This is a genomic window from Aliiruegeria lutimaris, from assembly GCF_900099935.1.
Lineage (GTDB): Bacteria > Pseudomonadota > Alphaproteobacteria > Rhodobacterales > Rhodobacteraceae > Tropicimonas > Tropicimonas lutimaris.
This window is the reverse complement of record NZ_FNEK01000086.1, coordinates 1-19,507: the sequence shown is the minus strand read 5'-3', so window position 1 is coordinate 19,507 and position 19,507 is coordinate 1. Positions and strand designations below refer to the sequence as shown.

At 59.9% G+C, this 19,507-nt stretch carries 21 protein-coding genes and 3 pseudogenes; 11 read left to right on the top strand and 13 right to left on the bottom strand.

Annotation, left to right across the window (positions count from 1 at the left end):
* Both BLR85_RS24420 and aldA read left to right on the top strand, forming a co-directional pair.
* Window positions 1-234 (top strand): annotated as a pseudogene (locus tag BLR85_RS24420) (enolase C-terminal domain-like protein); the annotation flags it as partial.
* Between the two features lie 14 nt (window positions 235-248).
* A complete protein-coding gene (aldA, locus tag BLR85_RS24415; RefSeq protein WP_093163613.1) occupies window positions 249-1,694 on the top strand; it encodes an aldehyde dehydrogenase in 1,446 nt (481 codons plus the stop codon).
* A 188-nt stretch (window positions 1,695-1,882) separates the two neighbouring features.
* Here the strand turns inward: aldA and BLR85_RS28720 are convergent, their stop codons facing one another.
* Window positions 1,883-2,386, bottom strand: coding sequence for a hypothetical protein (locus BLR85_RS28720; RefSeq protein ID WP_139188537.1), 504 nt, complete (start codon window positions 2,384-2,386; stop codon window positions 1,883-1,885).
* A gap of 109 nt (window positions 2,387-2,495) precedes the next feature.
* Between BLR85_RS28720 and BLR85_RS24405 the strand changes: the two genes are divergently transcribed.
* On the top strand, window positions 2,496-2,786 hold the full coding sequence (locus tag BLR85_RS24405) for a hypothetical protein (protein ID WP_139188536.1): 291 nt from the start codon (window positions 2,496-2,498) through the stop codon (window positions 2,784-2,786).
* Between the two features lie 72 nt (window positions 2,787-2,858).
* On the opposite strand, the gene BLR85_RS24400 is transcribed toward BLR85_RS24405, so the two are convergent.
* The 10 genes and pseudogenes from BLR85_RS24400 to BLR85_RS29350 form a co-directional block, all read right to left on the bottom strand.
* Window positions 2,859-3,359 (bottom strand): hypothetical protein, encoded by a 501-nt coding sequence (locus tag BLR85_RS24400; RefSeq protein ID WP_093163604.1) that lies wholly within the window; start codon window positions 3,357-3,359, stop codon window positions 2,859-2,861.
* 18 nt (window positions 3,360-3,377) lie between these two features.
* Window positions 3,378-3,863, bottom strand: a complete 486-nt coding sequence (locus tag BLR85_RS24395; RefSeq protein ID WP_093163601.1) for a fasciclin domain-containing protein — start codon at window positions 3,861-3,863, stop codon at window positions 3,378-3,380.
* A gap of 153 nt (window positions 3,864-4,016) precedes the next feature.
* On the bottom strand, window positions 4,017-4,652 hold the full coding sequence (locus tag BLR85_RS24390; RefSeq protein ID WP_093163598.1) for a DUF3047 domain-containing protein: 636 nt from the start codon (window positions 4,650-4,652) through the stop codon (window positions 4,017-4,019).
* A gap of 80 nt (window positions 4,653-4,732) precedes the next feature.
* On the bottom strand, window positions 4,733-5,272 hold the full coding sequence (locus BLR85_RS24385; RefSeq protein ID WP_093163595.1) for a lipocalin family protein: 540 nt from the start codon (window positions 5,270-5,272) through the stop codon (window positions 4,733-4,735).
* Window positions 5,273-5,460: 188 nt separating this feature from the next.
* A pseudogene (locus BLR85_RS30030) lies at window positions 5,461-5,670 on the bottom strand (DDE-type integrase/transposase/recombinase); the annotation flags it as partial.
* Window positions 5,671-5,742: 72 nt separating this feature from the next.
* The gene (locus tag BLR85_RS24375) at window positions 5,743-6,747 is read right to left on the bottom strand and encodes an ABC transporter ATP-binding protein (RefSeq protein WP_093163589.1); all 1,005 of its coding nucleotides are present in this window, start codon (window positions 6,745-6,747) and stop codon (window positions 5,743-5,745) included.
* Window positions 6,748-7,584: a sn-glycerol-3-phosphate ABC transporter permease UgpE gene (gene ugpE / locus BLR85_RS24370; protein ID WP_093163616.1), complete on the bottom strand. Its 837-nt coding sequence runs from the start codon at window positions 7,582-7,584 to the stop codon at window positions 6,748-6,750.
* 23 nt (window positions 7,585-7,607) lie between these two features.
* Window positions 7,608-8,489, bottom strand: coding sequence for a sn-glycerol-3-phosphate ABC transporter permease UgpA (gene ugpA, locus BLR85_RS24365; RefSeq protein WP_093163586.1), 882 nt, complete (start codon window positions 8,487-8,489; stop codon window positions 7,608-7,610).
* Window positions 8,490-8,531: 42 nt separating this feature from the next.
* Window positions 8,532-9,842, bottom strand: coding sequence for a sn-glycerol-3-phosphate ABC transporter substrate-binding protein UgpB (ugpB, locus tag BLR85_RS24360; protein WP_093163584.1), 1,311 nt, complete (start codon window positions 9,840-9,842; stop codon window positions 8,532-8,534).
* Window positions 9,843-10,019: 177 nt separating this feature from the next.
* Window positions 10,020-10,187: a hypothetical protein gene (locus tag BLR85_RS29350; protein WP_170844745.1), complete on the bottom strand. Its 168-nt coding sequence runs from the start codon at window positions 10,185-10,187 to the stop codon at window positions 10,020-10,022.
* Window positions 10,188-10,497: 310 nt separating this feature from the next.
* On the opposite strand from BLR85_RS29350, the gene BLR85_RS24350 reads away from it, so the two are divergent.
* Window positions 10,498-11,634 (top strand): efflux RND transporter periplasmic adaptor subunit, encoded by a 1,137-nt coding sequence (locus tag BLR85_RS24350; protein ID WP_093163578.1) that lies wholly within the window; start codon window positions 10,498-10,500, stop codon window positions 11,632-11,634.
* Window positions 11,631-14,750 (top strand): efflux RND transporter permease subunit, encoded by a 3,120-nt coding sequence (locus tag BLR85_RS24345; protein ID WP_093163575.1) that lies wholly within the window; start codon window positions 11,631-11,633, stop codon window positions 14,748-14,750. The genes BLR85_RS24350 and BLR85_RS24345 overlap by 4 nt, the downstream gene beginning before the upstream one ends.
* A gap of 60 nt (window positions 14,751-14,810) precedes the next feature.
* On the opposite strand, the gene BLR85_RS24340 is transcribed toward BLR85_RS24345, so the two are convergent.
* Complete coding sequence (locus tag BLR85_RS24340) at window positions 14,811-15,215, bottom strand: OsmC family protein (RefSeq protein WP_093163572.1); 405 nt, start codon at window positions 15,213-15,215, stop codon at window positions 14,811-14,813.
* A 266-nt stretch (window positions 15,216-15,481) separates the two neighbouring features.
* Between BLR85_RS24340 and dctP the strand changes: the two genes are divergently transcribed.
* The 4 genes from dctP (at window position 15,482) to BLR85_RS30380 (ending at window position 18,733) form a co-directional block, all read left to right on the top strand.
* Window positions 15,482-16,483 carry a TRAP transporter substrate-binding protein DctP gene (gene dctP / locus BLR85_RS24335; RefSeq protein ID WP_093163569.1) on the top strand — a complete coding sequence of 334 codons (1,002 nt, stop codon included), beginning with the start codon at window positions 15,482-15,484 and terminating at the stop codon, window positions 16,481-16,483.
* 14 nt (window positions 16,484-16,497) lie between these two features.
* On the top strand, window positions 16,498-17,037 hold the full coding sequence (locus BLR85_RS24330; RefSeq protein WP_093163566.1) for a TRAP transporter small permease: 540 nt from the start codon (window positions 16,498-16,500) through the stop codon (window positions 17,035-17,037).
* Complete coding sequence (locus BLR85_RS24325) at window positions 17,037-18,326, top strand: TRAP transporter large permease (RefSeq protein WP_068308218.1); 1,290 nt, start codon at window positions 17,037-17,039, stop codon at window positions 18,324-18,326. The genes BLR85_RS24330 and BLR85_RS24325 overlap by 1 nt, the downstream gene beginning before the upstream one ends.
* Before the next feature lie 167 nt (window positions 18,327-18,493).
* A complete protein-coding gene (locus BLR85_RS30380) occupies window positions 18,494-18,733 on the top strand; it encodes a transposase (protein WP_093163563.1) in 240 nt (79 codons plus the stop codon).
* Here BLR85_RS30380 and BLR85_RS24315 read toward each other — a convergent pair.
* A pseudogene (locus BLR85_RS24315) lies at window positions 18,714-18,938 on the bottom strand (TRAP transporter large permease subunit); the annotation flags it as partial. The gene BLR85_RS30380 and the pseudogene BLR85_RS24315 overlap by 20 nt on opposite strands.
* Here BLR85_RS24315 and BLR85_RS30605 point away from each other — a divergent pair.
* Together BLR85_RS30605 and BLR85_RS24305 are read left to right on the top strand one after the other, a co-directional pair.
* Window positions 18,841-19,050 carry an integrase core domain-containing protein gene (locus BLR85_RS30605; RefSeq protein WP_425284508.1) on the top strand — a complete coding sequence of 70 codons (210 nt, stop codon included), beginning with the start codon at window positions 18,841-18,843 and terminating at the stop codon, window positions 19,048-19,050. The pseudogene BLR85_RS24315 and the gene BLR85_RS30605 overlap by 98 nt on opposite strands.
* A 171-nt stretch (window positions 19,051-19,221) precedes the next feature.
* Window positions 19,222-19,507, top strand: a 286-nt coding sequence (locus BLR85_RS24305; protein ID WP_139188535.1) for a transposase, incomplete at its 3' end; no start/stop codon positions are given.

The following is a 19,507-nucleotide window of genomic DNA, read 5'->3' as shown; positions in this document are numbered from 1 at the left end:
TCCCGCAAACACGGCCTACCTGTCTGCTCGCACGGCATGCAGGAGTTGCACATCTCGCTGGTTTCGGCGCAGCCCAATGGCGGCTGGGTCGAGCTGCATTCTTTCCCGATCGACCGTTACACGACCCGCCCCGTCGTGCTCGAGGACAGCCTTGGCGTTGCCCCCGACACGCCCGGCACCGGTGTGAGCTTCGACTGGGACAAACTGAACGCCGCCACGCACATGGCGGCCTGAAGAGATCTGGTCCAATGGAAATCAGAAACAACGTGAATTTCATCAACGGCGCGTTCGTCGAGGCATCGACAGATGAGGTCATCAAGGTCCTGAACCCGGCCACAGGAAAGGTGATCGGTCAGATCCCGGCCTCGCCGGTCAGCGAAGCAGAGCGAGCCCTTCTTGCCGCAAAGGCCGCACAGAAGGATTGGGCGGCAACGCCTGCCCGCGAGCGCCAGGCCATTTTGCGCCGGTTCGCGCAGGGCATACGGGACAGGCTTGAGGAACTGTCCAGGATGGTAACGCTGGAACAGGGCAAGATCCTGGACCTGGCGCGGATCGACGTCGGAGCGGCCGCAAGCTTCGTCGATTACGCCTGCGACAATGCCCTGACCATCGAGGGCGATATCCTCCCCTCCGACAGCCGCGACGAGAAAATCTATATTCATAAGGTTCCGCGCGGCGTGGTCGTCGCCATCACCGCCTGGAATTTTCCGGTGGCGCTCGCCGGTCGCAAGATCGGCCCGGCGCTGATCACTGGCAACACGATGGTTCTCAAACCGACCCAGGAAACCCCGCTTGCAACGACATTACTGGGCGAGATTGCCGACGGGGCCGGCATTCCGCCCGGTGTTCTGAACATCATCAACGGCAAGGGGGCGGTGATCGGGAATTACCTGTGCGAAAGCCCGCTGACCGCGATGGTCACCATGACAGGTTCCACTTTCGCCGGGAAACAGATCTACCAGGCGGCCGGAAAGCACATGATCCCGGTCATGCTGGAGCTGGGTGGCAAGGCGCCCTTCGTGGTCATGGATGACGCGGATCTGGAAATGGCAGCCGACATCCTGATCGGAGCGCGCTTTACCAATTGCGGCCAGGTCTGCACCTGTGCCGAGCGGGTTTACCTGCACGAGGCGATCGCCGAAGAGTTCATGGCGGTTTTTCTGCCCAAGGTGGCAGCGCTCAGGATCGGCGATCCGCTCGATCCCGAAACCACTCTCAGCCCGAAGGTCAATGCGGCGGAAATCGAGAATATCGACAAGATCGTCAGGGAAAGCGTGGAGCAGGGAGGCGAGCTGCTTACGGGCGGCAAACGCGCGACTGTCGAGGGGTTCGAAAAGGGGTTCTGGTACGAGCCGACCGTTCTGAAGACGCGACACGAGAACGTGGCGGTCGAAGAGGAGACCTTTGGACCAATCCTGCCGGTGGTGACCTTCAAGACTCTGGATGAAGCTATCGGTTATGCATCCGACAGCATCTATGGGCTGGCGGCCTATTTCTACTCCCGCGATCACGCAAACATCCAGAAATTCATCAACGAGATGGAAGCCGGGGAACTCTACATCAATCGCCCAATGGGCGAGCAGCATCAAGGTTTCCACAATGGCTGGAAGCAGTCCGGCATGGGGGGCGAAGACGGGAAGTTCGGCCTCGAGCAATATCTGGAGAAGAAGACCGTTTATCTCCACGAGAAGTGATGACCTGCTCCCGATGGAGACCGTAGATACTTGGCTAAGGACCCATAGATTTCAGCTGAGCTGAGTGATTCAGCGCCTGAAAAGTGAAGTGGTATGAATCGCCCCGGTATCACCGGAGGCTCCGAAGTCAGTTTGCGGGGAACTGACCCGGAAGCTATCCGCAACGTTGGATGCGTCAACCGAGTTCGCTATCGCAACACGCGGCGGCCACGCAGCGGTTCAGCTTCAACGGCTTGACGCTGCACGGGTCTCAAATGTCCATTAGCTCTGCGAAACGCCTGATGTCTTTCATTGCGCTCCAAGGTATCCGCGATCCTGTAAAAGTTGATTGGATGCCTGACGACCATGATCTTGAGCCGTTTCAAAGCGTCCTCGATCGGGTCGTGGCAGAACAACTGGCTAGCGGCCTGTGTCGGTGTCACCAATAAAAGGCCCCGGGAACGTCCGACTGGGCACCGTATCGGACCCGCCGCCTTGTCCAGATCGGCCCGGTCGTATTTCAGGTCACCAAGAACCGAGATCAAACGCAGGCAGGTATTCGCGACAGAGAGATGCGGGACCCGTTCGAAAGCGGCCATCTGGCTGGCGAAACCCGACTTGGACCGGGTTTGTTGCGTTACGCGCGAATGAACCGGGCCGACGATGCCGAATATCGCGGCCAAATCTCGGATCAAGGCAAAGATCTCGCGCATCTGCTCTAACCGGCAGGGCCGGTTGGGGGCCAAAACACGATCTGGCGCAACGGTCTTGAGGGGGGCAGGGTAAGCGAATACCCGCTTCGGGTCTCGACAGGATCGTCGATTGGCCTATTTCTCTATATTGATCAATGAGAACTCCAATATTCCTACGGTCAAGGCCATGATGAAAGACAAACGTACAGATCTTGACGGCGAAAAGCAGAAGCGTTTGCTTCTCCGGCTGGTGGCGGAAATGAGCCAGACCGATACGGATCTTTACTACCACCCCACGAGCGCGATCGCCCAAAAGCTGAGCGAACACGTTTCCAAGGCGCCGGGTCTTTCATCAGACGAGCGGTCTCTTCTCACAGGTCTCGGCTGGCGAGATATCCAGATCCTGTTGAGCATGAACTAGACCGCTCCCCTGTCCTGCGCTAACCGGTTGCACCTGTGGGCGTCATGCTCGTGGATAGAGCAGGGGGCGGTTTCATGAACACGAAGGTAGGGGTATTTCCAGCGCGGAGCCGTCCTCAAACGTGCCGGACGCTTGAAACGAGGCACTCTGAAGCAAGGCTGTCGCTCCCCGGATCTCGTCGTTGGTCACCGTGATCTCCCTCACGCCGCTCGTGTCGTCCACGTCGATCGTAAATGCCACGGTTTCGCCCGAGGGAAAACGGCTCAACCCCAGGGTCACCGAGCGGTCACCATCGCTGACGACGGGCATTTTGCTAACAAGGTGTTCACCCGCAACCATTTCGAGCGGTTGAAAGACTTCGACCCCCGCGCCGCGCGCTGTCACGTCAAAAATGATCCCGGAGGCTGAGCTTGAAAGGTCGAGCTTGATGCTGAGCTCGCTCAGGTCACAAGCTCCGTTGTTGGTAACAACGAAACGATCCTTTGGCGCACCTTCCAGGAAAGCGACCGTTACATCGGCCAGAGCCTGTGACGAAAACAGCAGGCCCGAAACCAATGTAACGATCTTTTTCATTCGGACGTGTCCGTTCGATTACTTGGGGAGGATCACAGCATCGATGACGTGAATGACGCCATTCGAGGCTTCGATATCGGCCGTCACGACGTTTGCGCCGTCAACCGTCACGCCGCCTTCGGTCATGATCGTCACATCGCCGCCCTGAACGGTGGTGGCCATCATATTGTTGCTGAGATCGCCACTCATCACTTTGCCGGCAATCACGTGATAGGTGAGAATAGCCGTGAGCTTGTCCTTGTTCTCCGGCTTCAGGAGGTCCTCGACCGTACCTTCGGGCAGAGCTGCAAATGCATCATCGGTCGGAGCGAATACGGTGAACGGGCCTTCGCCCTTCAGCGTTTCCACAAGACCGGCCGCCTCGACCGCGGCCACGAGCGTCCCGAAGGATCCGGCACCAACGGCGGTGTCGACGATGTCCTTCGAGTGGCCATCGGCCATAGCGGTGGTTGCGGCGAACATGCCGGAAACGAGGGTAGCGGCGACAAAAGTTCTGCGAAGCATGATATCTCCATTCATCCTTGTTTGCGCCCATTTTGAGCGGGATATCAGGGTTACGGAACGCTGCCTCGGTCGGATCATCATCAATGGAAAGATCGTGGTCACAGAGTGGTGAGCGTGCGCGTGAGAACGCGTGATCGCGTTTTCTGTGTTGACTCATTCGAGCCGGATACCGCCCAGTCGGGCGCGAACGGAACTGCGCGTGTCATCGCTGTCGGACGAAACTGCCATGCCCACCAGAACGGATTTCTCGCCACCGAAGGCGCGTTGGAAATCCGCTTCCAGATCAACGGTTTCGCTGTGACTTCCCGTGCCGGCCGGACGCCTTATGATGGTCTTGCCGCGCTGGCCGAGATAGGGCGACGGCAGAATGTCGCCGCGTGCATGATCTCCACCCCAGACATACATCAACACCCGCGCCTCGCGCGTCCGAAGCATCTTCCGTACGCTGGCGTTGCGGCTTGCCTCGGCCTGCTCGGGCGGCATGAACACGAAGTAGAGCGCAAGATTCCGGTCGTCTCCGCCTTTGCGCGTGAGCAGCGTGGCGGGCACGCTTTCGGACACCGACCAGCTCCAGGATGCGCGGGTGGCCGATCCATCCGCCGCCTCAATCCGCGTCCAGAGCAGAGAGACCGACATATCGGAGCGGACGTCCACGCCGTTGGCCGACTGGATCCACTGGTTTGCCGACAGGCGCGGAAATGTCTGCTCCGACCATTGTCCGAAAGGCACCGCAAAAGCGGATGAAGCAGCGATGCTCATCGCAAAGACAAGGGCGGGCATGGCTTTCATGATCTCTCTCCACTCACAGCCGACGTGCACCTAGACGATAGCGCGCAAGGCAAATCTGCAAACCCCGGCGTATGTGGTCATCAGTGACGCACATTCCGCAAACGCGAGGGATCGTACCCGTTTTGCCGGAGCACGGTTTCCGCCGTGGCACGTTCTTCGTCGGAAATCTTGGGTGTTCGTGCGAGAATCCAGCCTGTTGTCCCACGAGGTGCGCCGACAACGGCGAGCGTGTAGTCCTCGTCGAGATACAGCACCCAGTAATCGCCCCGCGCAAAGGGAAGCCAGGGAACAAAAGTGACCGAAAGTTGGCCGGTACCCACAACCTTGGCCTGGCCGTCGGCTGTCTTGATTTCTCCGTCCGGCGCGCCCTCGCGGCAGGTGTTCAGCACGGAGATCTTGCCGTCGGTCCGAAGCGCGTATTCGGCCGTGACACCTTCGCACCCTCGCTCGAACCGGTTGGGGAAACGTGCGATCTCATACCACTTGCCCATGTAGCGTTGTGGCTCAAACTCGGAGACAGAGACCATTTCCACGTTACGGTCGCGATAGGTCTCGGCGAGCGCCGCGTTCGCTAGAATAAGCATAAGCCCCGAGGAAAGGGCGTGCCAAATGAGCTTCATTTTCGTTCTCCATGTTCAATGGCAATAGGATTTGTGAAACGTCGAAACAGGGCTGCATTCAGCGACCGCGTGAACGACGGACGGTTAGACGAGTATTGCGCGTCCGCGTCAAATGGCACGATCAGACACGGACTTGCGCCCAGACATAGTACAGAAGATCCTCTTTGTCGTCGCAGTTGGCTGCGCCACGTCAGTGATACTTTGGAACCATTCTGGCGCAGGGCCTGCCTGTCGACGTGAGAGCAATACTGGGCGCCGCGATCCGTATGATGGGTGCAGCCCTCGGGCTGTTGTCGCAGGGCGATGGCCATTTGCAGAGCGCGGATTGCCAGGTCGCGCTTCATCCGGTTGCCCACCGCCCGGCCAACGGCACGCCGGGGATGCAGGTCCACGCTCGTCACGGTCCGCCATTCGTTTCTTTCGGCAGGAACATCGTCCTTTTACGCGCGTACCTCGCCGCAATTCTGGGGTTAAAAGCGCCGCCCGGAGGCGTCAAACCGCATCTCGACATCGTCGCTCCACGACAAGCCGACCTGATCTCCCTCGGCGGGGATGGCAACCGCACCGTCCTGACGGACGGTAAAAGCCTCGCCGCCGGCGATGGTGAGGTGAATGAGCGTTTCGGCCCCCAGCGGTTCCGCATAGAGGACCAGCCCGGTCGCATTGCCTTGTCCGACGGGCGCGATGACCACGTGCTCGGGGCGGATTCCGGTTTTCGTGCCTGCTTGTCCGCCGATGGTTTCCGAGGCGATGAAATTGGTTGGTGGAGAGCCAATGAAGCCGGCAACGAACTCGGTCTGCGGGTTGGCATAGACCTCCAGCGGGGCGCCGATCTGGTCTACCGCGCCGTCATTCATCACGATCATGCGGTCCGCCAGCGTCATCGCCTCGACCTGGTCGTGGGTCACGTAGAGCGCGGTGACGCCGAGCTCGCGCTGAAGCTTCTTGATCTCCAGCCGCATCTGGACACGCAGCTTCGCGTCCAGGTTGGAGAGCGGCTCGTCGAACAGGAAGACCGAGGGCCGACGGACAATCGCGCGCCCCATTGCGACGCGTTGACGTTGGCCACCTGAAAGCTGACGCGGGCGGCGTTTCAGGTAAGGCTCCAGTTGAAGAAGTTCGGCGGCTTCCGCGACCCGCGCGTTTATCTCCGCCTTGGGCATCTTCGCGATCTTGAGCCCATAGGCCATGTTCTGCTCGACCGACATATGCGGGTAGAGCGCGTAATTCTGGAACACCATCGCGATGTCGCGATCCATCGGCTCCTTTTCGTTCACGCGCTCGCCGTCAATGCGGATCTCGCCTTCCGAGACGCCTTCCAGCCCGGCAACCATGCGCAGCAGGGTGGATTTTCCGCAACCCGACGGGCCGACGATGACGATGAACTCGCCATCTTCGATGTCGATGTCGACTCCGTGGATGACCTCGGTCTTGCCGTAGGATTTTTTCAGGGATTCAAGGGAAACGGTTGCCATTTACTTCTCACTGTCCACGAGGCCACGGATGAAGAGCTTCTGCATGCCGATGACGACCACCACCGGCGGGATCATGGCGAGGATCGAGGTTGCCATGATGACCGGCCAGTCGGCGGTGTCGTCGCCGCTGGGGAACATCTGCTTGATGCCCATGACGATGGTGTTCATCGACGGGTCCGTGGTGATCAGAAGCGGCCAGAGATACTGGTTCCAGCCATAGATGAAGAGGATGACGAAAAGCGCGGCGACATTCGTTCGGCTCATCGGCAGAAGGATATCGACGAAGAAGCGCATCGGCCTCGCACCATCGACGCGCGCGGCTTCCGCCAATTCGTCGGGCACCGTCATGAAGAACTGCCGGAACAGGAAAGTGGCCGTTGCCGAGGCAATTAGCGGGAAGATCAGGCCGGAATAGCTGTTGAGCATGCCGAAATTCGCCGCGACCTCGTAGGTCGGCACGATACGTACCTCCACCGGCAGCATCAGCGTCAGGAAGATCAGCCAGAAGAACAGCTGCCGCCCCGGAAAGCGGAAATAGACGATGGCAAAGGCCGAGAGCAGCGATATCGCGATTTTCCCCAGCGAGATACCGAGCGCCATGATGGCCGAGTTGAGCAGCATCCGCGCGACAGGAGCGTTGATGCCCGAGGTCAGGGCCTTGGAGTAGTTTTCGTAGAACTGGTCGCCGGGCCAGAGCGGCATCGGCGGACGGACGATCTCGGGCTGGGTCACGGTCGAGGCGACGAAGGCCAGCCAGATCGGAAAGAAGATGAAGGCCACACCGATGATGAGGCCGAGGTGAGTGAGCCAGAGTCCGGCGCCGCGGCGCTCGACCATGCCCGCATTCGCATCCCGTGCCATCAGTAATGCACCCTTCGTTCGATGAACTTGAACTGAATGACCGTGAGCACGCTGACGATCAGTAGCAGGATCACCGATTGTGCCGCCGAGGAGCCGAGATCCTGACCGACGAAGCCGTCGGCATAGACCTTGTAGACAAGGATCGTCGTCGCCTGTTGCGGCCCGCCACTGGTGATCGTGTGGATCACGCCGAAGGTTTCGAAGAAGGCGTAGACGATGTTCACGACCAGCAGGAAGAAAGTGGTGGGCGAGAGCAGCGGGAAGACGATGGTGCGAAACCGCATCCAGAAGCGGGCGCCGTCGATCGCCGCGGCCTCGATCACCGATTTCGGGATCGCCTGCAGCCCGGCGAGGAAGAAAAGGAAGTTGTAGCTGACGCGGCCCCAGGAGGAGGCGACGACGACGAGCCCCATGGCTTCGCCCTCGTTGAGCACGTGGTTCCAGTCATAGCCGAGCTGACCGAGATACCATGTCACCACGCCGACCCGGGTGTTGAACATGAAGAGCCACAGCACCCCGGCCACGGCGGGCGCGACGGCATAGGGCCAGATCAGGAGGGTGCGATAGGTGCCCGAGCCCTTGATCAGGCGATCCGCCAGCACGGCGAGATAGAGCGCGACCCCCATCGATACAACGGTTACGAGGATCGAGAATACCGCGGTTGTCGCGAAAGAGGCCCGGTAATACGGGTCCGAGAGAAGGAACTCGAAATTGCCGAGTCCGACCCATTGCATCGAAAGGCCGAATGGATCGGGGATGAAGAGGGACTGCCAGACCGCTTGACCGGCCGGGTAGAAGAAGAAGACGGCGGTGATCAGCATCTGCGGCAGAACCAGCAGCAGTGGCAACCACATGCCCTTGAACGTGACCCGTTTTTCCATTGTTCGTAGCGGCGCCCCGGTTATCCGGGGCGCCCTCGTCCTTTAGCGTGCGGATTGCTCGAAACGGCGTAGCAGCGCGTTGCCGCGCTCGACGGCGCTGTCCAGCGCTTCCTGTGCCGTCTTGTCACCAGCCCAGACGCCTTCGAGTTCCTCGTCGATGATGCCGCGGATCTGGTCGAAGGAGCCAAGCCGCAACCCCTTGGAGTTGGCAGTCGGCTCTTTCGCGGTCATCTGAATCACCGCCACATCGGTTCCGGGATTGGAATCGTAGAACCCTTGGCTACGCGTTAGTTCGGAAGCTTCGGCAGTAATCGGCAAATAGCCCGAATCCTGGTGCCATTTCGCCTGCACTTCCGGGGAGGAGAGGAACTTCAGGTATTCCGCAACCCCTTTGTATTCCTCGGGATCGTGGCCGGCCATGACCCATAGCGAAGCGCCGCCAATGATTGTGTTTTGCGGCGCGTTGCCCACGCCTTCCCAATACGGTAGCGGACGAATGTCGAAGTCGAACTCGGCTTCGGTGCTGATGCCGCCATATCCGGCCGACGATTCCGTGAAGAGCGCGCATTCACCGGCACGGAAGTTCGCCCCACCCTCATTGCGCCGTCCGGTATAGATGAATTTTCCGTCCTTTGCCCATTCGCCCATCTTGGAGATATGCGCGACCTGAGCTTCGCTGTTGAACGCAAGTTCCGTGTCGGTACCACCGAAGCCATTCTCCTTCGTGGCAAAGGGAACATCGTGGTAGGCCGAGAAGTTTTCGAGATGGATCCAGCTTTGCCAAGCCGTGACTAGTGGACAGTCGGCGCCGGCGTCCTTCAGTTGCGTGAGGGCCACGTCGACCTTCTGCCAGGTTGAAAGATCCATGTCTGGGTCGAGTCCGACCTCTTCGAACTTGTTACGATTGACCCAGAGAACAGGAGTCGAAGAATTGTAGGGCATTGACAACATTTCACCGTTGGTCGTGGTGTAATAGCCCTTTACGGAGCCGATATAGATGTCCGGATCCCAATCGATCCCCGCCTCGGCCATGACCTTGTGGACCGGCTCGATCGCGCCTTTTGCGGCCATCATAGTCGCTGTTCCCACCTCGAAGACCATCAACATATGGGGCTGCTCGCCCGCTCGAAACGCTGCGATTCCCGCATTGAGGGTCTCGGAGTAATTTCCTTTATGGCTCGGCGTGACCTTATAGTCGCTCTGGCTTGCGTTGAAGGCTTCGGCCTGACCGACGAGCCGATCGCCGTTGGCACCGGTAAAGGCGTGCCAGAACTGGATTTCGGTCTGTGCCGCCGCCATTCCAGCAGTTGCAGCAATGGCAGCAAATGCCATCATCGAGGTTTGCAGTTTCATGTTCTTCCTCCCTTGAACATAGTTAACTCACTTGTCGAATGCGTACTTATCGTCCCCTCGAAGAGAACTCCCCCGGTTGATAACGAAGGAGCTGTCCTGTCCGTCGGTATTTTTTTGGCGGGCGTGCCCGATGCCGGGCCGGAAAAACTCCACCCCGGCGAACTCGGATCGCAGATGTCACAAAACATGCTCATGGCCGCTCCAGAATAAATTCAGGTTAGATCCGAATGGGGCAATTTCATAGCCGGCATGGTATCCCGCGGAAAAACGGTAATCCATAATCATGGCCGAAGCGATACCCGCGATTTGCGCCCGAAAGATTTCCAGATGCAGGTTATCTTCCACTATCGCGTCTCTTTCGTGTGTCCAGGCCTCAGGCCGTGCGAGTACATCTGAAAACCCGACTTCAGAGCCAGATCGATTCATCGTCAATCCGATCCGCCAAATGCGGGGACTGAGTACCCAGGATGAACGAGACGATTGCCCGCCATTTGGCAATTCGGCAAGGCGGCTCGTCGGGCACCGATTGACTGGCCGGATTTGACGTCAGCCTCCGCGCCGCCCTCTCCGTTTCAAAGATGGAAATCGGCGACAAAAACGCCGATAAGTCTATCAACGGCATTTTCCCAACGCACCCGGCGGACATCCAAAGGAGATGGCGATGAAGGCTCGTGCAGCAGAAAATACGACCCAGCGGGAAACTCTGAGTTTTGAGACCGATCAAGGCGCGTCTCGCTCGGTTTGGATCGCCGGCGCGCTTTTGGTGGCGATAGTTGCCTGGATGGGAAGCGGTCTGATCTTTCCATCCGACACGTCCGAACCGATAACACGCCGCGGCGAACCGCAGCCGGTTTCAGTGGCCGTGCGCCAATCGACCGCAGAGACAGTCACGCAGCTCTTTCAGGCAGAAGGTCAGGCCCAGCCAGACCGGGACTCTGCACTTCGGGCCGAGACATCAGGAACAATCGACGAGGTCTATGTGGTCAAGGGCCAAATGGTCGAACGAGGGGCTGTCGTTGCCCGGTTCGATCGAACCGAGGCCAATGCGGAACTGGCGCGAGCACGGGAGGACCTCGCACAGGCGCAGCGCGAGCTCGAAAATGCGCAGACCCTGTTCCAACGCGGCGTCGCAACAACGGATCGCCTGGTGCTGGCCCGGGTCGCGCTCGCGGCGGCAGAGTCGCGATTGACAAACGCCAGAGAGGAGGTCGTCGATGCCGGGATCACAGCGCCATTCACGGGTCGGATCGAAGCCCTGGACCTGGATCCGGGCGAGTTCATTTCTGCCGGAACCGAAGTCGGCCGGATCGTCGACAATCGTCCGCTGACGGTGACGATCCAAGTGCCTCAGCAATCGCTGACCCGCATTCACGACGGGCAGACGGCAACCGTTCGCTTCATCACGGGCGAGGTTCGCAAAGGCAAAGTGATTTTCGTCGGGACTGCAGCCGCGGCAGAAACGCGAACCTTCCTTGCCGAGGTCCGCGTTCAGAACCTGGATGGCGCCATCCCTGCGGGCATATCGGCCGAAGTGGAGATTCCGACCGGCGAAACGGTCGCCCACTTCCTGTCGCCGTCAGTCGTATCACTTAACACAGAGGGAGAATTGGGGGTCAAGACGGTCAGCGCCGACAACATTGTGCAGTTTCACCGTATCGCCATCGCACGTTCCCAGCTCGATGGGATCTGGGTGACCGGGCTGCCGGAAACGACCGATATCATCACGGTTGGCCAGGGATTTGTGCGCGACGGCGAAACCGTTCGTCCAAGTGCCGAGGAGGCTGGACAATGAACGCGATCATCTCCGCTGCCTTTGCACGTACGCGCGCTGTCGTTATGGCGCTGGCCGTGGTGCTGGCAGTGGGGGCCTATGCCTATGTCTCGATCCCGAAGGAGGCGGATCCTGAAGTGCCTCTGCCCTTCTTCTATGTTTCGACAGGGCTTGACGGCATCAGCCCCAGCGATGCCGAGCGGCTGTTGATCGAACCGCTGGAAACGGAATTCGCCTCGATCAGCGAGTTGGAGAGTCTCGAATCTTATGCCTCCGAGGGGTCCGCCACACTCTTGCTGGAGTTCAGCGCCGGCGCCGATAATGCCGAAGCGCTCGACAAGGTCCGTGTCGCCGCTGACCGCGCTGAGAGCGAACTGCCCGACGACGCCTATGAAATTACCATCACCGAGGTGAACACGGCACTTTTCCCGGTCATCACGGCCATCCTGTCCGGGCCGGTGCCAGAACGAACGCTCAACCGGCTGGCCGAAGAATTGCAGGACGAGATCGAAGCGCTGGAAGGCGTGCTGGAGGTCGATATCGGCGGCAAGCGTTCCGAGTTCCTCGAGGTGTTGGTCGATCCCACCGTATTCCAGACCTACAACCTCAGTTTCGACGAACTGATCGGGCAGATCCAGCGAAACAACCGCCTGATTGCGGCGGGGGCTATCGAGACCGGTGTCGGGCGCATCATCCTGAAAGTGCCCGGGCTGATCGAGGACCTGGACGATGTCATGTCCATGCCGATCAAGGTGCGGGGGAATGCGGTCGTCACCTTCGGTGACGTTGCCATGATCCGTAGGGCATTCGAGGATCCCAGTTCTTTTGCCCGCATCAACGGTCAACCGGCCCTGGCGCTCGAAGTCAAGAAACGCGCCGGTGCCAACATCATCGAGACGGTGTCGGCAGTCAAAGCCCTGGTAGCAGAGATGCGAACCGACTGGCCAGACACTGTGAACATCACCTACCTGCAGGATCAAAGCAAAACGGTGAAGGACCTGCTGAGCGATCTGGAGGCCAACGTCATCGCCGCCGTGATCCTGGTGATGATCGTCATCTTGTTCGCGCTCGGATTGCGTTCGGCGATCCTTGTCGGGTTTGCCATTCCGGGTGCCTTTCTGGCCGGCGTCATCGCGCTTTGGATTATGGGATATACGATGAACATTGTAGTTCTGTTCTCGTTGATCCTGGTGGTTGGCATGCTGGTGGACGGCGCAATCGTGACCACCGAGTTCGCCGACCGGCGCCTGCAGGAAGGCGCATCGGCGCGCGAGGCATATGCCCATGCTGCAAAGAGAATGTCGTGGCCGATCATCGCTTCGACAGCCACGACGCTCAGCGTCTTCTTCCCGCTGCTGTTCTGGTCCGGCATCATCGGGGAATTCATGAAATTCCTGCCGATCACCGTGATACTGACCCTGTTCGCATCGATGTTCATGGCGTTGGTTTTCATTCCTGTGCTGGGCGGTGTTCTCGGCAAGCGTCAGGCCCAGACCGCCCGGGCAAAGGCTGCACTGCACGCGGCCGAGTTCGGCGATCCGCGCAGAATGGGCGGGGCCACCGGCGCCTATGTCAGGCTGCTCGAATGGGCAATCCTGCGCCCCGTGACGACGGTCCTGCTGGCAATTGCGCTGCTCCTGGGCGGCTTTGGCCTATATGGTCAGTTCGGCAGGGGCTTGACGTTCTTTCCCTCGGTCGAGCCGGATTTCATGCAGGTGCAGGTCCGTGCGCGGGACAACTCCTCGATCTTCGAGCGCGACGCGCTGGTGCGAGCGGTGGAAGACCGCCTGCTTGGGTATGACGAGATTGCCAGCATTTATGCGCGCTCGACGATGAGTGCCGGCCGGGGCGACGAGGAGACCATCGGCACGCTCCAGCTTGAGTTGATCGACTGGAGCAAGCGCCGGACTGCGGAAGAAATCGGTGCCGACATCCGCTCAAGCGTGGCCGACATTGCAGGCGTCGACATTCAGGTCCAGACAGACAGCGGCGGTCCAAGCTCGGGTAAGCCAGTCAATCTGAAGGTCACCTCCCGGTCGCCGGAAGACCAGTTTGCAGCGGTCGAAGGCATCCGGCAGATCATGCGCCAGATGGGAACGTTTACCGACGTTACCGATACCCGGCCCTTGCCCGGCGTCGAGGTTTCCATCCTTGTCAACCGAGCAGAGGCCGCGCGCTTCGGTGCCGATGTCAGTTTGCTGGGACAGGCGGTGCAATTGCTGACGCAGGGCATTACCGTTGCGGATTACAGACCCGATGACACCGACGATGCGCTGGACATCCGAGTGCGGTTTCCGCGGCAGGAACGCTCGCTTGCTGAACTGGGCAATCTGCGTGTGCCGACCTCCGCCGGGCTGGTGCCGATCTCGAACTTCGTGACATTCGTGCCAACCCCGCGCACCGGTATCATCAGGCGATTGGACCAGAAACGCGTGACAACCGTCGAAGCAAACGTACTTCCCGGCCTTCTGGTCAACGATCAGGTCAAAACGCTCAGCGCCGCGCTAGAGGCGGCCGACCTGCCGGAGGGCGTCAGCTACAGCTTTGGCGGCGAGGCCGAAGATCAGGAAGAAAGCATGAACTTCCTGATCGGGGCCTTCATATCGGCAGTATTTCTGATGTTCGGCATACTCGTGCTGCAATTCAACAACTTCTATCAGGCGTTGGTTGTGATGAGCGCGATCGTCTTTTCGATTGCCGGGGTGTTGTTGGGTCTGTTGGTGACAGGGCGACCGTTCGGCGTGGTCATGGGGGGCATCGGAGTGATCGCGCTAGCCGGGATCGTGGTGAACAACAACATCGTCCTGATCGATACCTTCAACGACCTCAAACGCGGGGGGCAGAGCCCGCTGGAGGCAGCCCTCCGGACCGGCGCCCAAAGATTGAGGCCGGTGGTCCTGACATCGCTGACGACCTCCCTCGGGCTCATGCCAATGGTGATCGGGGTCAATCTGAACTTCTACACCCGCGAGGTAATCTACGGTGCCCCGTCCACGCAGTGGTGGACAGAACTGTCCGCGGCCATCGCGGGTGGCCTGTTTGTTGCTACGGTTCTGACTTTGATCGTCACGCCCGCGATGCTGATGCTGGGTGAGAAACGGGCGCTTCGGGGCGTTCCGTCACCGCAGAAAGATTGAGCCCTGCATAGCGAGCGCCGACGATGGGTTTGTCGGAAAAAACGGCCCGGTGCGGGCGTGTCAGCTCTCCCTGTCAAAATCCAGTGAAATCGCGCAATTGAGGGTATTGCTGATCGTGCAGATCGATTTTGCCTGCCGAAGCAGTTCGACTGACAGGTCGGCATCGTCCGTCAGCTTCCCAACAACCCGGATATCGACCGAGCCCAGTCGGTTGGGAAGGTCGGTCGCCTTCTTTCCGGTCACTTCGACCGAGAAGGGGGAAAGCGTCTGCCCGCGTTGCGCGGAGACAATCTCCAGTGACTTCGCGATGCAGGCGCCGACAGACGCCAGGAGAAGGTCGACCGGTATTGCGTACGGAGGGACGGCATCGAATACTTCGTGTTGCCCGGCGTAGAGCAGCGCTCCATCACCATTGGACCGGACATAGATCGGGCCGAACGACTTCGGTTTGATCCTGATCCCCATTCATGAACTCCCTGGCCTGGACACCGCATGGCGCAGATGCTGCGCTTCATTTCCTGGCGCGTCAATCGACCTTTCCCGGCGGCCATGTGCATGGCTGAGGGAAACGCACACGGCGACGATCCAGGTATTCGGCCTACGGGATGCAGGAAATTGCGATTGCGCGCTTTCGCATTCGTGGCACAGTGAATACAACGACAAGTACACTGAATGCCGGACAACAATCCGGAGAATTCCGAAAACAGGACTGACGTCCAGGAGGTAAGAAGATGAAATACCTGATCGGTAGCCTTGCCATGGGGGTTGCCCTCTCTGTGTCACCAGCGGTGGCCGACGAGTGGCGCGTGAACAACTTCCTGCCGGAGACGCGTCCGGAGTCCGCGGAACTGGAGCGGTTCGTTTCCGAAGCAAACGAAGCACTTGGCGGCGAGCACGAGCTGAAGCTCTATAGCGGCGGATCTCTGGGCCTGCCCAACACCGACACTCTGCGCTTCCTGCCCAAGGGCGCCGTCGAGATGAGCCTCATGTGGGCCAATTACCTCGGCCGAGACGCACCGGCGCTCAGCTCGGTTGTTGTCCAGGGGACGATCGGCTCGATCGATGAGTTCGAAAAGGCCATCCCCGTGGTCAAGGAGATCTACGAGGAAGAATTCGCCGACTGGGGCGTGTCCTCCGTAGGCTATGTGGCCATCCCGATGCTCATGGTCTCGGTTTTCTGCGGCGAAGAGCCGGTCAACACCCTTGAAGATCTGAAGTCGAAGAAGCTGCGCGTCTGGGCGCGCGATCAGGTCGAGACCTTTACCCGTCTTGGCGTCTCGGCGCAGATCATTCCGCAGGAGGAACTCTATGTGGCGATGAAGACGGGCGTCGTCGATTGCGCTCTCTACCCGGCGCTTTACGCCCACACGGTCTCGTTGCAGGAAGTGTCGAAATACGCCTCCTTCCTCTACCCGATGGCATCCGGTCCCTACGTGATCGGCGTTGCATCGGACCGTTGGGAGGCCGCCGACGACACGTTCAAGAACGCGGTCATGAAAGCGGCTGACGACCTTTGGAACCGCACCAACCAGTATGACGACGATCTGGATCGCGAGATGAAGGCGCGCGAGGAACTGGTCGCTCAAGGGCTCACCTGGGGAGAGGACTTCCCCGAAGCCGACCGCGCCCTGTTCGTCGACGCCGTGACTGAAGTCTGGGCTGAACTCGCCGAAGAGGCCGGCGGCAACGCGCAAGGCTATCGCGAGCGCGTTCTGGAAGCACTCGGTCGCTGAACGGGACAAATCCGATGGCCCGATCTTTCGGTTTCCTCGTGGCGCAGGTTCTGCGCGGGTTCGCCTTCGCATGCGCCATCGCGGGATCCCTGGGGATCGCGGCCATCGTCTGTATCATCTCGACAAGTGTCGTGATGCGAAAGCTCGGCACACCGCTGCACGTGACCGAAGAGGTCGTCGGCCTGTTGCTGAGCGTCTCGCTCCTGCTGGCGCTTCCCATGATCACCTTGCGGTCCCAGCACGTTCGGGTGGCGCTTCTGGTCAACGCGGCTGGCGGCGTCTGGCTTCGGGCATTTAAGGTTCTCGCGATACTGTTGAGCCTCGTCTTTTTCGGCTGGCTCATGCTCGAGATCGTTCCATGGTTCGAGTTCGCCTTTGACCGCAACCTGAAGACACAGACCTCGCGCCTGCTGCTCTACCCGTGGATGGCGGTGATGCCAGTGACCATCATGCTGACCATGGCAATCCTGTTGGCCCGGCTGTTCGGCATTCTGCCCGAAGAGCAAGACGAAGAGCGGCCGGGCTTCACCGATCAAAGCGAGACAACGACCTGATGTTCTGGACAACCCTGATTGGCGGGCTCGTTGCCACCGCGGGCACCGGCATGGCGCTTGGCGCCGCGCTCGGGTTGACCGGGCTGGTGATCCTGCAAGTCTTTTCCAACGGCGCCACCTCGCTGGCCGTCGATGCGATCTGGAACGTCTTCAATTCCTTCACCCTCAGCGCCGTTCCGGTCTTCATCCTGCTTGGGGAGATCCTGCTGCGCAGCGGTGTCAGCGAGCGCGCCTACTCGGCCTTCTCGCCGATGTTCCGCCGTGTTCCGGGCGGGTTGCTGCACACCAATATCGCCGTTTGCACCCTGTTCGGGGCGGTAAGCGGCTCGAGCCTTTCCACTGCGGCGGCCGTGGGCTCCGTTGCCTATCCGGAAATGACGAGGCGGGGCTACAACAAGGATATGGTCGTGGGCAGCCTTGCCGGTGGAGGGACGCTCGGGTTGCTGATCCCGCCGAGCTTGTCCTTTCTCATCTACGGTGCGCTGACGGAGACCTCCATTGGCCGTCTCTTCGCCGCCGGCATCGTGCCGGGTTTGATGGTTGGCAGCCTCTTCATGGCCTACCTGCTGATCCGCTGCGCCCGTGACCCTTCGCTTGCTCCACGCGACGAGAGCCATGCGTCGCTGTTCGAGATCATCGCCGGGTTCCGCCAGATCTGGCCGATCCTCGCGCTCATCGCGGCGGTCATCGGAAGCATTATCGGTGGGCTGGCAACGCCCACGGAATCGGCCGGGCTCGGGGTGATCTTCGCTATCGTGCTGACCTCGATCTGGGGCGACTTGACCCTCCGCAAACTGCTCGATGCCATCTACCATTCGGCGCTGCTCTTTGCTTCCGTCGGTTTCCTGGTGCTTGGCGCCACGATCCTCGCGAAATCCGTGAGTATTCTCGGTGTGCCGCAACAGATTCTGGAGACCGTCGCCGAGAGTGGCCTCGGCGCCTACACGGTGCTCCTGATCGTCGTGCTGATCTATCTGCTGCTCGGATGTTTCTTCGATGGCCTGTCGCTGATGATCATGACCCTGCCGGTGGTGTTTCCGCTGCTGACAGGGCTGGGCTTCGACCCGATCTGGATCGGTGTGGTCATTACCATCGTCATCGAGATCGGCCAGGTGACGCCCCCGGTCGGGCTGAACCTCTCGGTTCTGACAGCCCTGACGAACAACGAGGTAAGCCTTGGTCGCGTGGCGATTGCCACGGTCCCCTATTGGCTGATCCATCTCTTCGCAATCGTGTTGCTGAGCCTGTTCCCGATCCTGGCGTTGTTCTTGCCCAACCTGCTATTTTGAAAGCCTCCGAGTTGTCCTGAAATAGACTACGCTCAGCGGCAGTTGCAGTCTCGGCGCCCTTGCCTCTCCAGCCCAGAGAAAACTGGCCTTAGGTGTTGGCGCAGAGGTGGTCGCAGATTTTCGGACCAGTCGCTAAGCTGTAGCGCCTGAGGAAGAACAGACCTGAGATGACGAAAGGAAAGCGATGTTCTGCGGAGTTCAAGGCGAAGGTGGCGCTGGAAGCCATCCGCGAGGAGCTGACGACAGCTGAGCTGGCCAAGAAGTACAGCATTCATCCGACGATGATCAGTGTCTGGAAGAAGACGGCGATTGCGAACATGTCGTCTGCGTGCGGGGGGGCTCGTCCGCCGGGCCGACGATCTCTGAAAGGGATGTCGAGAGGCTGCACGCCAAGATCGCGCCGGTAAACAGCTTCGGGTCATAGCCTAGCTTCTCGGCCTGCGGCATTGCGACGGTCGCTACAGTTGCGGCAGTGGCCACGGAAGATCCAGAGGTCGCGGAAAACATTGTTGCCGTGGCATCGTTGGCATGGACCAACCCGCCCGGCAACCAGGACACCCAGCGGTCAAGCGCAGCAAAGGTCCGTGTTGCAACCCCGCTGCGCAATGGGATCGGAGCCTGGATCAGATATTACAACACAAAACGCCCGCACTCATCGCATGGGCTGCTGACCCCGGAAGAGGCCTACAATACGCCAACCCAGAACCTGAAAGCCGCCGCTTGACATGAAACCAATGCCATAGCTAATCGCGGCGCAATACTGGTCGAAAATCCAGGACCACCTCTGACCACCTCTGTAGGAACTGTCGCTCTGGGCTTATTTCGTTTAAAAACTCCCGTTGTTTTGGGCCGTGATCGCTGATTCAATCGTCTCAATTGAGAGGAGGTTTCGGCGATGATGGGACCGCGACAGGAGGCGCAGGGTGCGCTGTTCTACGACTTTTCGCTGGAAGATCCTGTACCCCGAGACCATCTGCTGCGGTCGATCGATCGTTTCGTCGACCTGAGCAGCATGCGCTCGCACATCGCGGCGTTCTACAGCCACACCGGACGTCCTTCGATCGATCCCGAGCTGCTGATCCGAATGCTGATCGTCGGCTACTGCTTCGGTATCCGGTCGGAGCGGCGGTTGTGCGAGGAGGTGCATCTCAACCTGGCGTACAAGTGGTTTTGTCGGCTCG